This window comes from Rhodococcus sp. KBS0724 (assembly GCF_005938745.2).
GTDB lineage: Bacteria > Actinomycetota > Actinomycetes > Mycobacteriales > Mycobacteriaceae > Rhodococcus_F.
Genome location: NZ_VCBX02000001.1, coordinates 3,453,532 through 3,467,308 on the forward strand (window position 1 = coordinate 3,453,532; position 13,777 = coordinate 3,467,308).

Here is a 13,777-nt window from a genome sequence, read left to right on the forward strand (position 1 = left end):
GCCACTCGTTTCGACGAGCACGTCCAACGCTTCTGGAGTGAAATCACCGCCGTGCGCCTGGACAGGAATCCGCAATGCGTCCGCTGCATCTATGGGCGCCAACGGCCCGATCTTCTGTACAGAAACTGCCCTTCAGCGTATGAGCAGCAGTACGCGAGAACAGCGGGCAGATAAGGCAGACCTGCACCGATAACGAAGAACGGCCACTGCCGCTGGTTCGCTTCGTGCGCAACGCCACGAGCGCGGCGAGAAAGTCCTGTTCAAGGTCTTGCATCTCGTCGATGAACAGTCCGAACGCACCTTTTCGCGGACGCAGAACTTCGCAGTTCGCTTCGCGGTCTATCGCGATATAGCCCGGATCTATCTGTGGGCGAGGCACAGAAACGTTGTCAGTGGAACCCATAACCGATGCACCTACCGAAAAGTTTCGAGCCTGGGCAACCAGATCGTCGACGCTGTCCTTGAGTCACTGTTTGCGGCTGTAGCGACGCAAACCCAACGACAGTTCCTGCGCGAGGGTTCTGCGCACAGCCGCGATACCGGAGGTGCTGGGGCGGCCTTCGATACTGATGGTCAGCCAGCCCTGGTTGTCGGCATGATGGGCCAGATAATTGAGCAACGACGTCTTCCCGACGCCCCGCAGTCCGGAGAGGATCATTCCGCGGTCGTAATTGCGGCGTTTGCTGCGCGCGACAAGAAGATCGAACGCGTCGATCTGGTCGTTGCGGCCTTCGAGTGCGGGCGGACGCAGCCCTGATCCGGGGGTGAACGGGTTCAACTCGAGGTCAATATCCAACTGTATAAATACATATCCATTTTTTGGATATACGACTATAGGGGGAGATGGTCACGCACACACCAAACGTGAACGCAAAAATTGGATTCCAGCCCTCGTCGCAACACTTGTGATGACGAGACTTCCAGTAAAGGACTCAGGCGCTCCGCAGGGGTGTCCCAGTCGAGCGATTTCCGGGGTCGGCCGTCAAGCTCCTCCGCGACTGCCAAGAGTTTGTCGACGCTGTGTGCTGCCAGGTCGGTACACGCGGGAAGCATTGGTGGAGAACCCCATTGGACGTTCTTATGCCCTGATGGTCACGCTCCGGTTTACAGGTCTGCACGCAGGAAAATCGTCCGGCATCTCGACGGTCAAAATGCACACCCAACCCGCAAAACTGCTCTCAACTCATTTCAGTTGCTGGTGTAGGAAGAGCATGTCGATTTGATTGCATCTCCCAATGAACGGCGCTGGGTCGGTGAGACTGACACGATGACGCTCGAAGAAAAACGAGACAACCGATCGCCCACGACGTGGCTCAGTGTGGCTTTCTTGGCCCTGACGCTCTCGTTCGTGCACCTGATGATTGGGCTTCTCATCCGGTGGACTGCGCTGGTGTTCACGGTTGCTGGAGTCCTGCTCACCTATTTCTGATATAAGAAGCGTCGTCGCAGTCAGTCGTCGGCTCTGTTCGGTTTCACCTACGCACGCTTTGCCACGCCGGCTCTGACTACGAGCGGAGCAACGATTTTCGTACCCATATCGGCGGCAATAAACAGCGTCGGGTAGCGCAGGATCGTCTGCGGTTCCTCGATAAATCCGGTGCCGGCAGACGAACTGACAGTGACAACTGCCGGATCGAGCGAACCGATTCTTCAGTCCTGGCCGGAGGTACCGCAAACTTCAATACAAAAGGTGTGCTCGAACCGAATCAGCTACCGAGGTCGTCGAGCAGCGGGACTGACCTGTCACCACGTTACTGCGACCGACTCCGGAACGGTTGGTGCTCAGACTCACCAAGTTTGATGCTCAGAACACCGGAGCAAATACGGCCATGCCGTGGAGTAGACCTGCCGCGCTCACCGGCACCGTCGTTGCGCAAGCTCACACGATGAAAGTTTCGGGGCCTCGATGAGCAAGATTGCCGCAGCGCTCGATGTCAGCCGATTCGACCTTTTACAGGAGCCCGACCTAAGTAATCAAATTCGGCGACGTCTCATACGATTCTTCCCCTCCCATGAATCCTGGTAGACCCGTCGGACTTCGATTCCTTCGCGCACCGTTCGAGGCGGTACGGTTCGAACGGTGCGGAAACTCGTGCTCACAGCGGTAGCGATTGTCTTACTTGGTGGGCTTTGGGGATGCGCCAACGACCGCGACCAGCCTGCGTCGTCAGGGCCAGCAGACGCCGCTGATATCGCCGACACCGTCCGTCGGTATTTCGACGCCTACAACGCCGGCGACGTCGCCGGACTCAACGCGACCTCATGTTCCGCCGCGCAGCATGACAGCGCAACGGTTCCTCCATCGAAGACGATTCTGACCGCCGTCGAAGAGCCGATCATAGAGGGCGATTCGGCGCGAGTGCCAGTCGAAATCACAGTCCAATTCGACGGCGCTGCCCCCACTCCTAGTCGAACACAGATTTCACTAGTCGCCGAAGACGGGCACTGGGGCGTGTGCATGTTCGAACGACGCAGCGAGTGACTGTCTGGGTCCAGCGTGTCCTACCTGGTTGCCGCGCGACGAGGTAGGACTGGAAGTCGCACAGAGCTACCGTGTTGCATTTACTCGCTGACGCCACGGAATATCAGCAGTCAACTATAAATAGACGAATCTAGCTGACCACCAAGGTGATTCATCCTCTGAACCTGCGCCAGCTCTGGGCAGCCGAGCAACAAACTACCGCTGAGATGCGTGCCCTGCACCACCCGAACAAGCTGAGCGGCAATCAAATCCAGTGGATCAAACGACCGGCACCAGTAATAGGCCTAAGCGACGCATAAGCGGCATCACACTATCGTGACAGTCATGAAACCTGCGCCGCTCCCCCCGCGCCCTCTCCGAATCGGCCTATCCGTCGTCGCATGGTTCAACCTGCTCTCCGCCCTCCTCGGAATGGCTGGACTAACCGCCGGTGGCGGGTTCGGTCTCCCCCCGGAATGGATCGAAGGAACCGTCTTCGCTTCCTACTTTTGGCCAGGCATCATCCTTGGCATCATCGTCGGCGGAAGCCAGGCACTCACACTCGTTGCCCACTTCCGCAGGTACACACTGGCATGGGGTCTACACGCCGCAGCCGGCCTGATCATGATGATTTGGGTCTTCGTCGAAATCGCCATCATCCTCGTCTGGTCACCGCTGCACGGCATCTATTTCGCCACCGGCATCATTCAGACAACCCTCGCCGTGCTCGCTCTAGGCGCCTGGCCGCACCCCTTCCTCCAACGAACCCCAAAGCAACCACCATCCTCTTCATGACCGCACGGCAAGACATAATCTTCACAAATTCCTCAACACAACGTTCAGGTGCGTCCTCCCGCTGCGATGCCTCGGACTAACTGTTGATCATTCCCACACCGTGTTCGATCGCTTGCCGAAGTGGACCACCAAAACCGAACACGCGGCGTAGTGGAGCAAAGGCCCTACAGACAACACCAACGCCGTCCAGCATCCGGGACGGCGTTGGTTCATTTTCAGGAAGCGGCCGAACCTCGCCTGCCGAGCACTGAGAGATCAGCTGACGATGAGGCGCCGCTCACCACTAGTTCTAAGCCGAGCCAACCTCATGATCTGCGGCTTCGACGCCCTCTTCAACTTCTTGTCGATAATCAACTTGGCCCGCGTTGCATTGATCTGCGCGTCAGTCACATGCGCAGCGCGTTGTGGTGTCGAACCGTCATGACTAATCCTCTAAGTCTTCACTGCCAGTATCACCCAACGCGAGCACCTCATCAAAAAAGTGACTTCGCCGGACCATTTGCTAGCCGTCGAGAACGAACTCAGCAACCGTCCCAGGGTCGTCCTACAAGACAGTTGTCCGACAGAGCTATTCACGGCCCTACTAGGCAACAAACCCCCTTCGATGTTGCGACGTAGACCGGAATCCAAAGCGCCGTACCTTGATCAGCTTCCACCTGCTGTCGACAGGACTCAACGGCGGCCGTCGATGCGTGCTCACTGATTTGCCAGCGTCCGATCGCCCACACAACTTCGACCGACACCACGACGCGGCCGCCGGCCCCTGCTCGAATACGGCAAGGCCCCTCGACGGCTGACGCTGCAGCTCAAGGATCTCACCGTGCCGATAGCGTTGGCGTCAGGCCCGTTACGACGAACCCGTTCCGGGAAGTGACGAGCTGTCTCCGGGGAGCGTGGGGTGTAAGTTCGGACAAGCGTGGGTACAGATCGCAGCCACCCGCACCGACATTCGCGTTGTGCAGTGCACCGAAGTATTGGGGTGCGTAAAATTCGAACTTATTGATGTGCAGTTGACCGGGTCCGGTCCCGAAGAACATTTCGACGACGACGTCCGTTGGGGTGTTCGCCCTCGCGTAGCGCTCGTTGTCGCCGTCGTAGCCGACCGGGTTGTCGATCTCAACAATCACGCCGACTCAGTCGCACACATCACTCCCACGAAAATGTCTATCTTCCTACCTTGCAGCTACTTTCAGATTCAATCTGACCTATTCACGTCAAGCAAACTGCGCTGCTTACCTCAGCAACTCGACACGGGAGAAAGGCCAACTAGTAGCTCGACGTCGCTCACACATGTCAGCGACCTCGGTGGACCAACTCCGACGACCTCTATCCAGCTGGCTCGCCTGCCGTCGAATCTGCATTCATCTGACGCGAATGAAAAAGGTTGTCGGGCACCACCTTTTTACGATCACGTAAGTACTCGATGCACCACACTAGGCTCGCTGCAGCAGGAAACGACGCCCCGAGCAGACACACACCGCTCCAGCCGAAGGACGGGTAGACGGCGGCGGAGAGGACACTACCGATCGAACCGGCCGTGAAATACGCCGTCATGTACGCGGTATTGAGGCGACTACGCGCATCAGGACGTAAGGGGTAGAAGATACTTTGATTGCTAATGTGGGTGCCCTGAACTCCCAGGTCCAGTAAAGCGACCCCGACCGCCAACGCAATCACGTGACGCTCACCGATCGCCAGCAGGATGAAACTCAGCGCTGTCAACGCGACGAACACTCCGGTCTGCATCCGTGCGCAACCTCGATCTGCGAGGACGCCGGCAAACCGAGCGGCCAAGGCGCCCGCGACGCCGACCACCGTGAACAAACCAATGCGGGTTTCGGACCAGCCATAATCCGGTCCGGCGAGCAGAAAGCCGATACTTGTCCACAACACGCCGAAAGACGCATAAGTGAGCATTCCGAACCACATCCGGGATCTCAGAACTGATTCCTCCCGAACCAGTGCCACTACCGACGTGAGCAGTTCACGATAAGATATTTGCGTCTCCGGCACCGACCTCGGCAACAGTCGCACCAGTCCACACGTGAACAACGTCAATATCGCCGCAACAACGAAAACCGCTCGCCATCCAGCGATTCCGGCAACGAGACCAGCGATCACACGGGAGAGCAGAATACCGAGCAGGAGCCCGGTCATCACGTTACCGATCACTCTGCCACGCTCGTCCTCGCGAGCCAGCGCAGCGGCGAAAGGAACCAGTATCTGTCCTACCACCGAACCCAGTCCCACCAGTACCGCGGCCGACGCGAGAATCTGCCAAGTCGACGAAAAAACCATCACCACCAGACAGGCAGCAGTGCCGACAAGCATGAAGGTCAGAAGTCGGCGCCGCTCGAGCAGATCGCCTAACGGAACCAACAACGCTAGACCTATGGCATACCCGACTTGGCTCGCTGTAACGACGAGACCCACTGAGGTGCTCGACACGTCGAAAGTAGTAGCAATGGACCCGACCAACGGTTGCGCGTAGTAGCTGTTGGCGACCACAAGTCCGGATGCCAGCGCCATCACCACCACCAGTTTCGGATTCATCCGAGATTCTGCCGAGAGTGCTGCGCGCTCATGAGTGCGAGGATGCGATCGACGACCTTCAATCATGGCCCCATCGTTCAGGGAACCCACTGTGCTGTCCAACAACTTATTATGATCCTATTGAGAAGTAATATCACTGAATGGATTCTCGAAAACTCACACACTTCGCTGCAGTGGCCGAACTCGGGAACTTCACGCGAGCAGCCGAAATACTCCACCTGTCGCAATCAGGTCTCAGTGCCTCGATTCGAGCTTTGGAAAACGATCTCGGGTGCACACTGTTCGAACGCACCACACGCAGCGTTCTTCTCACCGCTTCCGGACATCTCCTGCATCGACACGCTCCTCGCATCCTGCGGGAGATCGCTGATGCTCAAAATTCACTTGATGCCTTGAAAGACTGTGACACAGGTAGTTTCGCCCTCGGCGTTGTCCAAACCCTTTCAGCTGTAGACCTGCCCGCCGTGCTCGCACAGTTCCATCTGCACCATCCCGGAATCAACGTCACCCTCATCGAAGCACCTTCGGCGGATCTACTCGCTGCGGTAGAAAGTGCCGATCTCGATCTTGCTTATGTGGCGCTGGATTCGACTGCACTGCCGCCAGGTCTCGTCGCGCTGAGAAATTACACCGAGCGCCTCCTACTCGTGGTGGGCGAGGCCCACGCACTGGCAGAGCGAAGCACGATCGAACTTGCAGAACTACAAGATCACTCGTTCATCGATTTTCAGGCCGGCCTCGGACTGGAAACAGTGGTCGCAGCCCTGTTCGCCGAATCCGGAGTGCACCGTCACATCGCATTTCGAACCAGCGAAATGGATCTCGTCCTCGCACTGGTCCGCCACAGCCTTGGCGTCGCAGTCGTGCCCGAGCCCATCGCAGAACGCAGTGGCCTACGACAAATTCTCCTAACCCCAGGCAACCCCGCCAGAGAAGTCGCACTGATCGGCAGAACACCATCACCCACCAATCCCGCTGCACGGGCATTCCTGCGACTCACCGCCGACCCCGATCTCAACATGAGAACACCCCGACAATCTCGGCGAAAACTCTAAAACAGTTGCGGCACAAACTTCCGGTGGAACAAACTCACTCGAGGATCGTGCGGTGGGGCGTACAGGGAGGCGAGTCGGCCCGCATCCGGTGCGCCTTCCCGCCCGTCGGGTGGTCTGTCCGAGGTTTGCTCAACCTAGGCGATTTCGGTCATAGAGCAGTCCGAAGAAGATCGCTACTGCGGCGAGGATGTACAAGCAGATGATCAGCTGTGTTGTCCATCGATCCGCTTTGTCGACATGTCTCGAGCGTCTACGTTTGCGCCTGGAAGGTATTTTCACCGGCGAATTTTCCCACGTGGCGGGGTTTGTTTGCACGTTCAACTAAACGCCTGAGTGAGGATTCACCCCCGGTTTCACCCTCCCAAACTTGCTTCTGAACAGGCAGTTCACCTAGGTCCCTATCGCCTCCTGCCAAAGGGGGTACAGGATTCGGGACCGACAGCACTGGCGACTCACCCAAGTTAGGTTCTGGACTTTCACCCCAGTTTCGGGGGATGGTTAGCAATGCAATCGAACATGGCCACGGATACACAATGAACCTCTGGGTCGACAACTTACGAAAACCACCAGACGGGTGGACGTGGGCAAAGACCAGTTCAGGCGCTATCGATGCACTCTGCTTCGGCATGGTGGAACGGATCTCCCTTGCCTATGACCTAGGCGGTAGGGACACCACATCCTCGGTCGTTTTCTGGATGCGCGAAAACAGGATGTGGCCACGGGAGATTTGCGTTCACAGCGCCAATCCGGCAGGTGTCGAATGGCTGACCAGAATGATCGACCGGCACCGCAGGTAGCGGTTGAGTTCATCCGAATGCTGTACGACGATCAGTCCCCCTGAAGCAGTGTGTTGCTACCCGAATGGGGACGGCCTAGAGGTGGAAGCGTCGGCGCTCGATGCTGTCGCCGGCGCGCGCCCGCGTTGGCAGTGCTGAGAAGGTCGCGATTGCGTTGTCGCTGTGTGGCGCCGCGAGCAGCATCAATGTTGGCGTCTGCGCTGGAGTTTCCGTCGAACGGTCGCTGTGCTGCTGGTCCGAGCCGGGATTGTCGATCCGCACGCTTGCGGAAACTCTCGGCCACAAACTCGACATTCAGCCACAGCGACGTCGCCGATGCGGGTTTCGTCAAGAAACTCCACGATCCAACGTCCGTGAGGTCGAGGAGATGCTGCTCGAACGCGGTTTCGTGGTCAGCTACGAGACGATCCGGCCGTGGTGAGCCAAGTTCGGGCAGGCTTTGGGAGGTCGACAAGGCCTGTACCCCGACTGCCGGTCATTCCTTTGCCCGGCGTGTTGGCCATGGAGTGTTACGACGAAGCGCTATGCGGCGTCAATCAAGTGAGCGACCACGCCGAGATAGGGGTGAGACTTTGACGACGACCACGCCCCACCGCGTTCCTTGGCCAACGCACTGATCTCGCCGTCCCGCAAGCCCGCAGTAGACGACGGCGAGCAGTTTTCGGGCCGCATCGATCTCCGCGATGCTCTCGCCGCGGCGAGCTTCGACCCGCAATCGATCGGCAGCGATCTGGGCGGTGGTCTTACGTTGGATCGCCTCCACCGTGGCCCAGCGGACGAGCTTACTGCCTTGTTTGGTGCTCTGTCCGCAGTTGCCACGGTGTCGGATTCGCGGTGCAGTGGTGTCCATCCGGGCCATATGCACAAACCGTTCCGGGCCGGCGAATCGGGTGGCGACGTCGATTTCGGCAACAAAGATCGCTGCCAGGATCTGCCCGACCCCGGGCAAACCCTGGATCGCCCGATAACCGTCGTGCTCGCGCAACTGCTCGCCGATCCCGGCCGGTAAACACGGCTTCCTCGGCGGCGAATGCAAGCAAAGCCACTGTCATGGTTGAGCATTGGCGGAGGTGGCCGCTGTACGCGGTGACCGGGTTACAGTCGGAGCGGGCACTGCTGTCGTGTTCTGCTTCGTGCTCCAGATGATCATCACCAGGAAATGAGCGGCCGAGTTGGTCAGTGGTGTGGAATAAGTCTGCGGGTGTGTTCGTTTGACGGGTTGTCGGTGTTCCGTTTCTTTGCCCCGGGTACCACCCCAGAAATGCCGCTTCGAGCGGCCACTTGCCGAGAGGCGCAAGGCGGACACCGACCTTGTGAAGCCGCTTGACACCTTTCAGTGCGGGCGGCATGCGTGGACTGCACCGTGCGGCCGCCGTTCTCAGGTACGCCAAATGCGCTGCACGATTATCCAGAGCCACTCGCGAACAGGCTGCGGAAACGTGCTCCAGGACAACCACCAATTGTCCATTGCGAGCCCTTCTCGAACGCGTTGTTACTCCGGATCGGTGACGGCCGGGGAGGTCGACTGGCGGATGGGCAGTATTCGAACATGCGGTATTCATCCGCTGAGATCACGACGACGACGCAGAAACGAGACGACGCAGAAACGAACAGAGCGCCGATGCCATGACTGCAGGGTTGTTCGGTGTTCCCGCGTTCCGCTAAAGCTATCCTTCTCAACATCCGTCTGCAGTAAACGGCGTCAGCGTGAACTCCCACATTGCCGGCTGTTGACAGCGGTTGAAGAATGTTCTTGCCTAATCTTCAGGATCGATTATGAAAGTGTCAGCCGCTGAGGAGTATTCGCGCCTCTTCCGGAGGTCGATCGGACTGCCAAGGCCTGGACAGGACCATGGGTCAGGCGATCGGGATCGCCAGTGGAGGAGTATCGGCGGGCGGGACGGCCGTCGCCAGCCCATCGAGGAGGATGCTCAAACCTTTTTCGAGTTCGTCGAGCCCGTCGTAGTTAGCCATGATCGTGGCCATCGACCGCAACCTCGGAAACTCGACCAGCGGCAGCCTGTGTAGGCCCAACCGCAGCAGGTCGTCGGTTTCCGCAGGGTTTTCGACAATTTCCTGTAGCTCGTTGAGGATGTGCCCATTGAGGAATCCGAAAACTGCGCGGAAAATGTGCAAAGCATCTGCTGCGGCGAAACCGGCGCCGATCAGCAGCTCCAGAATTGCCTCAAGATAGCGCAATGTTCCCGGTGGACGTAGTCCCAACGGCGTCGACAAAGGTCTGGTGACCAGCAATGGGACCATGTTCGGATGCTCGAGGGCAAGACGGCGGTACTCGTACGCGACGGTGTGCAGTTGCTCCCTCCAATCATGGTCGGAAGGCTCGATGACGATTTGGCCGAGCATTGTCTCGACGACACCGTCAAGTAGTGCTGCCTTGTTGGCCGCATACCTGTAGAGGGTCATCGGATTGCGGTCGAGCGCTTTCCCGAGTCGTCGCATCGACAACCCCTCCGCACCCTCCTCGTCGATGATCGACAGCGCCGTGGAAAGAACAAGGGCACGGGTGAGCGGTTCCTCCCGGCCTTGCCCTGGCCTCAGGCTTGTTCGAGCTGGTGGTGGCGAGTTTCCGGTCATCACGGAACCATACAGCGTATGCCTACATATTGACAGGACGGTCCGATTGGTTTACGGTTCGAACACGTCCTCTCTATACAACGTATGCAAGCGTTGTATACCCGAATTGTTCGGATGCGCCAGGACGCCCAGCGTTGCGTGCTTCGCGCCAAATTCGGCGCAGGCCGTACAGACTCGATCTCGCCGCCCGGGTCCCCCACTTCGAAGAATCGACGATGAACTCAATATGACAACACCCACCGCTAGTCGAATTATACGAACCAGCCGATTTTCTTGTATCGCAACAGTTTCCGCCTTCGCCGCAGGGATCGCCATCTTCCCGGCCGGCATCGCCGGCGCTGCAGCGACTGCCGTCGACTTGGGCACAGCCAAGTCCTTTTCGGTCCTCGCCGGCGCCGGTGTCACCAACACAGGACCGACAACACTCGGCGGCGATATCGGCACATACCCGACCGACACCATCACCGGCGTGTCCGAAATAACCATCAACGGCACCAACCACGGCGGCGACGAAGTATCACAAGGCGCCAAACCCGACGTACTGACTGCGTACAACACTCTCGCCGGCCAAGGACCAACAACGCCGACCGGAGCCGACTTGACCGGGCAGACACTGGTTTCCGGTGTCTACAACTCCGGAGAATCGATCGCACTCTCGGGCACAGTCACACTCGATGCACAAGGAGATCCCAACGCTGTCTTCGTCTTCCAAGCCGGATCAACGTTGATCACCTCCTCCTCGAGCACTGTCGCGTTGATCAACGGAACGCAAGCGTGCAACGTGTTCTGGCAGGTCGGTAGCTCCGCCACCCTCGGTACCAACTCCGTGTTCCGTGGAAACCTGTTGGCACGCACCGACATCACCGCCACCACCGCAGCCACCATTGAAGGACGCTTGTTGGCCATGAACGGTGCAGTCACCCTCGACACGAATACCATCACTGCCCCCACCTGCGCACCACCGGTGACGACCACACCACCGACCCCGACGACAACCACCGCAGCACCACCGGAAACAACTACCACCGTGGCCTCACCCGTCATCACCACCACCGTGGCCACACCCGTCATCACCACCACCGTGGCCACACCCGTCATCACCACCACCGTGGCCACACCGGACACAACCACCACCGTGGCCTCTCCGATCATCACGACCACAAAAAACATCCCTCCGCTACCGGTGATCCCAGGACTTCCGCCACTGCAAGGAAATCCTGCCTCTACGCCCGGAAGCCCAACCGGTCCGTCTCCACTATCGGGAACGTCCACTTCACGAACGAGTTCGCCTACTGCCCAGCCCACAACACCAGGATCCTCCAATAACCGGACGCCTCAGGTGACGCAGATCCCGCGAGGATCGGTCGACACCGGTGACGGAAGTGCACAGTCACATGCTTCCGCGAACATGGACAGAACGTGGATTCCTCTTCTCATCGCTTCCGTCAGCATCGTGGCAGCCTCGGTACTCGTCATTCGCCGAACTAGTCGATAGATGAACGACACTCATTCCGTGATGACTCGGCGAAGCCGCCGAGTCATCACGTCTCTCGCCCTTGCTATCTCGGTAATCCTGGTAGCGCCCGGGTGCTCCGGCGAGCAGATCGACACTCGCACAACGCTCTCACAACCGCACACACCATCGCAGCCCGAGTACACCGCTGCCCCAACAGTTGACGGTTCCGATACGGCAAAACCAGCCGCTGCAATGGACACATCGAAACCCGTCCGAATCGAGATTCCGTCCCTCGGCGTCGACACCCTCATTATCGACCTCGCGCTCAACACCGACGGGACTTTGGAAGTGCCGCCGGACGGCACAACGGCAGGCTGGTACACCGGGGCGCCCACCCCCGGAGAAACCGGCCCCGCCATCATTGCCGGCCACGTCGACTGGCACGGCACCGAAGGAGTCTTCTTCAACTTGAGGAACCTGCAACCGGGCGCGGACATCATTGTCAGCCGCGAAAACGGAAGCCGCGCAATATTTTCCGCCACCACCATCGAACATTTCCCCAAAGATGCCTTCCCGACCGCCACTGTGTACGGAGACATCGACCACCCAGGGCTCCGGATCATCACGTGCGGTGGATCTTTCGACGAAAATGCCCGCAGCTACACCGACAACATCATCGCCTTCGCCGACCTCGTTTAGCCAGGACGTCGAATCCTAGTGCCCGAACAACGCGAAACAGGCCTTCCGAGCAGACTGCGATCATTGCGCAGCCACGACGACAGAGACACGAAAATAGCACTGATAGAGAAAGATTCAGAAGTCGGAGTGGACGCGCTGACATCGGGCTGCGCTATTCACACTACGGACGACCGACCGCGATGCTACTGCCAATCGCCGGGCGCCACGGGGCTCCCAGACACGGAGCACACCCACGTGACACACTTCGAGCGAGCAAACCACTCGCCCTCCACCACAGCGCCTTCACTGACCGTCGCAGCATCGCCTGATCAGCTCGAGATCGTGCGCGCATTTGTACGGACCACGGCCGCCCACTACCCATTCTCAGTGGACGCTCGGACCGACCTGGTTCTCGCGGTCGACGAAGCCGCCGGCATGCTCCTGGAGCATACTCAACTCTCCGGCACTCTCACCTGCACGTTCGACATGGACACCGAGCACCTTCGAGTGATTTCCACCGCGACACCGACGGCACCGATCGACACCAACGCCACCTCATTCCGTTGGTTCGTCCTCCAGAGGCTGATCGACCGCATCGTTCTCGAACAGTTTCCCTCCACAGCGGCCGGGGCGCCCGGGAACTCGTCGGCAACGATAATCCTGAGCAAAGCAGTGCAGGCAGGTTCGTGATGCCCTGCACCACGAACAGTCCACAATTACACCCGAACCTCACACACGTGGGCCACGACAAGATCCATCCACCAATACGTGTACCCCGGGCCGGTCAACTACCCCCATTGACGGAAAACCATTACGAAACCAGCGATCACAGCCCGGCGCACTCCTGCGCCGCCGCCCTTCCGAGCACGCAGTGACAGCTAGCAAAAGGCGCGCCACTACCAACGCGACATACGCAGCGCCGAGTCCCAGTGTCGTCGCTGCCACAGAATTCCTGCTCGCCCAACCCGACGCCCGCGAGCTTCGACGCCGCTACCTCGCACTGATCACCCGCACCAACAGCGCATCCGGCAAGACAACCACCGATTACACCGCCGCCGAACGGTACCTCCTCACCACCGCGGCCAAGCTCCGACGGACACGCCCCTAACCCGGCCCCGCATGACAGCACAACCGCAGCGCCCCAGCGAATTACGCTCGACCCACCGATGAACCTGCATCGGGGACTGAGCAGCTCACGCAGGAGCGAGACGCCATCGAAGAAAGGGAACCACCATCATCTACCGCGTGTACACCCCCGAACACAACACGGAAACCTTCCGCGATCGGCGCGAAGCTGAAACTCTGGTCCACGCCCTCGAAACCAATGGGCACCGCATACACTCGAAAGCCGTCTACGGCAGAAATGACAACCAAGTCGTCGCCGTCG

General features: G+C 59.1%; 16 protein-coding genes. 10 read left to right on the forward strand and 6 right to left on the reverse strand.

Going from position 1 to position 13,777, the window contains the following annotated elements; translation table 11 throughout:
• Positions 1 to 43 precede the first annotated feature (43 nt).
• Together FFI94_RS34235 and FFI94_RS34240 are read right to left on the reverse strand one after the other, a co-directional pair.
• Positions 44 to 403 carry a hypothetical protein gene (locus FFI94_RS34235; protein ID WP_260684152.1) on the reverse strand — a complete coding sequence of 120 codons (360 nt, stop codon included), beginning with the start codon at positions 401 to 403 and terminating at the stop codon, positions 44 to 46.
• 63 nt (positions 404 to 466) lie between these two features.
• Positions 467 to 796 (reverse strand): ATP-binding protein, encoded by a 330-nt coding sequence (locus tag FFI94_RS34240; RefSeq protein ID WP_260684153.1) that lies wholly within the window; start codon positions 794 to 796, stop codon positions 467 to 469.
• A 471-nt stretch (positions 797 to 1,267) separates the two neighbouring features.
• On the opposite strand from FFI94_RS34240, the gene FFI94_RS33700 reads away from it, so the two are divergent.
• The 3 genes from FFI94_RS33700 to FFI94_RS15845 all read left to right on the forward strand — a co-directional run bounded on the left by FFI94_RS33700 (position 1,268) and on the right by FFI94_RS15845 (position 3,256).
• Positions 1,268 to 1,429, forward strand: coding sequence for a hypothetical protein (locus FFI94_RS33700; RefSeq protein WP_185993223.1), 162 nt, complete (start codon positions 1,268 to 1,270; stop codon positions 1,427 to 1,429).
• 651 nt (positions 1,430 to 2,080) lie between these two features.
• Entirely contained in the window at positions 2,081 to 2,482 is a 402-nt protein-coding gene (locus FFI94_RS15840; protein WP_138868695.1) for a hypothetical protein, read from the forward strand.
• Between the two features lie 324 nt (positions 2,483 to 2,806).
• A complete protein-coding gene (locus tag FFI94_RS15845) occupies positions 2,807 to 3,256 on the forward strand; it encodes a hypothetical protein (protein WP_260684154.1) in 450 nt (149 codons plus the stop codon).
• 815 nt (positions 3,257 to 4,071) lie between these two features.
• On the opposite strand, the gene FFI94_RS15850 is transcribed toward FFI94_RS15845, so the two are convergent.
• Positions 4,072 to 4,383 carry a hypothetical protein gene (locus FFI94_RS15850; protein ID WP_138868696.1) on the reverse strand — a complete coding sequence of 104 codons (312 nt, stop codon included), beginning with the start codon at positions 4,381 to 4,383 and terminating at the stop codon, positions 4,072 to 4,074.
• A 199-nt stretch (positions 4,384 to 4,582) separates the two neighbouring features.
• Positions 4,583 to 5,875, reverse strand: coding sequence for an MFS transporter (locus FFI94_RS15855; RefSeq protein ID WP_397495447.1), 1,293 nt, complete (start codon positions 5,873 to 5,875; stop codon positions 4,583 to 4,585).
• A gap of 74 nt (positions 5,876 to 5,949) precedes the next feature.
• Between FFI94_RS15855 and FFI94_RS15860 the strand changes: the two genes are divergently transcribed.
• The 3 genes from FFI94_RS15860 (at position 5,950) to FFI94_RS34725 (ending at position 8,082) form a co-directional block, all read left to right on the forward strand.
• Positions 5,950 to 6,864 carry a LysR family transcriptional regulator gene (locus FFI94_RS15860; RefSeq protein ID WP_138868697.1) on the forward strand — a complete coding sequence of 305 codons (915 nt, stop codon included), beginning with the start codon at positions 5,950 to 5,952 and terminating at the stop codon, positions 6,862 to 6,864.
• Positions 6,865 to 7,397: 533 nt separating this feature from the next.
• The gene (locus FFI94_RS34615; RefSeq protein WP_138873216.1) at positions 7,398 to 7,661 is read left to right on the forward strand and encodes a cyclic-phosphate processing receiver domain-containing protein; all 264 of its coding nucleotides are present in this window, start codon (positions 7,398 to 7,400) and stop codon (positions 7,659 to 7,661) included.
• Between the two features lie 100 nt (positions 7,662 to 7,761).
• Entirely contained in the window at positions 7,762 to 8,082 is a 321-nt protein-coding gene (locus tag FFI94_RS34725; RefSeq protein ID WP_397495448.1) for a hypothetical protein, read from the forward strand.
• 111 nt (positions 8,083 to 8,193) lie between these two features.
• On the opposite strand, the gene FFI94_RS34730 is transcribed toward FFI94_RS34725, so the two are convergent.
• Together FFI94_RS34730 and FFI94_RS15880 are read right to left on the reverse strand one after the other, a co-directional pair.
• The gene (locus FFI94_RS34730) at positions 8,194 to 8,697 is read right to left on the reverse strand and encodes a transposase (RefSeq protein ID WP_138868698.1); all 504 of its coding nucleotides are present in this window, start codon (positions 8,695 to 8,697) and stop codon (positions 8,194 to 8,196) included.
• Positions 8,698 to 9,518: 821 nt separating this feature from the next.
• Positions 9,519 to 10,256, reverse strand: coding sequence for a TetR/AcrR family transcriptional regulator (locus FFI94_RS15880; protein ID WP_138868699.1), 738 nt, complete (start codon positions 10,254 to 10,256; stop codon positions 9,519 to 9,521).
• A gap of 226 nt (positions 10,257 to 10,482) precedes the next feature.
• On the opposite strand from FFI94_RS15880, the gene FFI94_RS15885 reads away from it, so the two are divergent.
• The 4 genes from FFI94_RS15885 (at position 10,483) to FFI94_RS15900 (ending at position 13,498) form a co-directional block, all read left to right on the forward strand.
• On the forward strand, positions 10,483 to 11,751 hold the full coding sequence (locus FFI94_RS15885) for an ice-binding family protein (protein WP_138868700.1): 1,269 nt from the start codon (positions 10,483 to 10,485) through the stop codon (positions 11,749 to 11,751).
• Positions 11,752 to 11,772: 21 nt separating this feature from the next.
• Complete coding sequence (locus FFI94_RS15890; RefSeq protein ID WP_260684490.1) at positions 11,773 to 12,411, forward strand: class F sortase; 639 nt, start codon at positions 11,773 to 11,775, stop codon at positions 12,409 to 12,411.
• Positions 12,412 to 12,645: 234 nt separating this feature from the next.
• On the forward strand, positions 12,646 to 13,080 hold the full coding sequence (locus FFI94_RS15895) for an ATP-binding protein (protein WP_138868702.1): 435 nt from the start codon (positions 12,646 to 12,648) through the stop codon (positions 13,078 to 13,080).
• Positions 13,081 to 13,261: 181 nt separating this feature from the next.
• On the forward strand, positions 13,262 to 13,498 hold the full coding sequence (locus FFI94_RS15900; protein WP_138868703.1) for a hypothetical protein: 237 nt from the start codon (positions 13,262 to 13,264) through the stop codon (positions 13,496 to 13,498).
• Positions 13,499 to 13,777 lie beyond the last annotated feature (279 nt).

Coding starts and splice junctions, on each gene's coding strand:
- FFI94_RS33700 (WP_185993223.1), top strand. CDS start 1,268: ATGACGCTCGAAGAAAAACGAGACAACCGATCGCCCACGACGTGGCTC.
- FFI94_RS15885 (WP_138868700.1), top strand. CDS start 10,483: ATGACAACACCCACCGCTAGTCGAATTATACGAACCAGCCGATTTTCT.
- FFI94_RS15880 (WP_138868699.1), bottom strand. CDS start 10,256: ATGACCGGAAACTCGCCACCACCAGCTCGAACAAGCCTGAGGCCAGGG.
- FFI94_RS15855 (WP_397495447.1), bottom strand. CDS start 5,875: ATGATTGAAGGTCGTCGATCGCATCCTCGCACTCATGAGCGCGCAGCA.
- FFI94_RS34725 (WP_397495448.1), top strand. CDS start 7,762: ATGCTGTCGCCGGCGCGCGCCCGCGTTGGCAGTGCTGAGAAGGTCGCG.
- FFI94_RS15890 (WP_260684490.1), top strand. CDS start 11,773: ATGACTCGGCGAAGCCGCCGAGTCATCACGTCTCTCGCCCTTGCTATC.
- FFI94_RS34235 (WP_260684152.1), bottom strand. CDS start 403: ATGGGTTCCACTGACAACGTTTCTGTGCCTCGCCCACAGATAGATCCG.
- FFI94_RS34615 (WP_138873216.1), top strand. CDS start 7,398: ATGAACCTCTGGGTCGACAACTTACGAAAACCACCAGACGGGTGGACG.
- FFI94_RS15845 (WP_260684154.1), top strand. CDS start 2,807: ATGAAACCTGCGCCGCTCCCCCCGCGCCCTCTCCGAATCGGCCTATCC.
- FFI94_RS15860 (WP_138868697.1), top strand. CDS start 5,950: ATGGATTCTCGAAAACTCACACACTTCGCTGCAGTGGCCGAACTCGGG.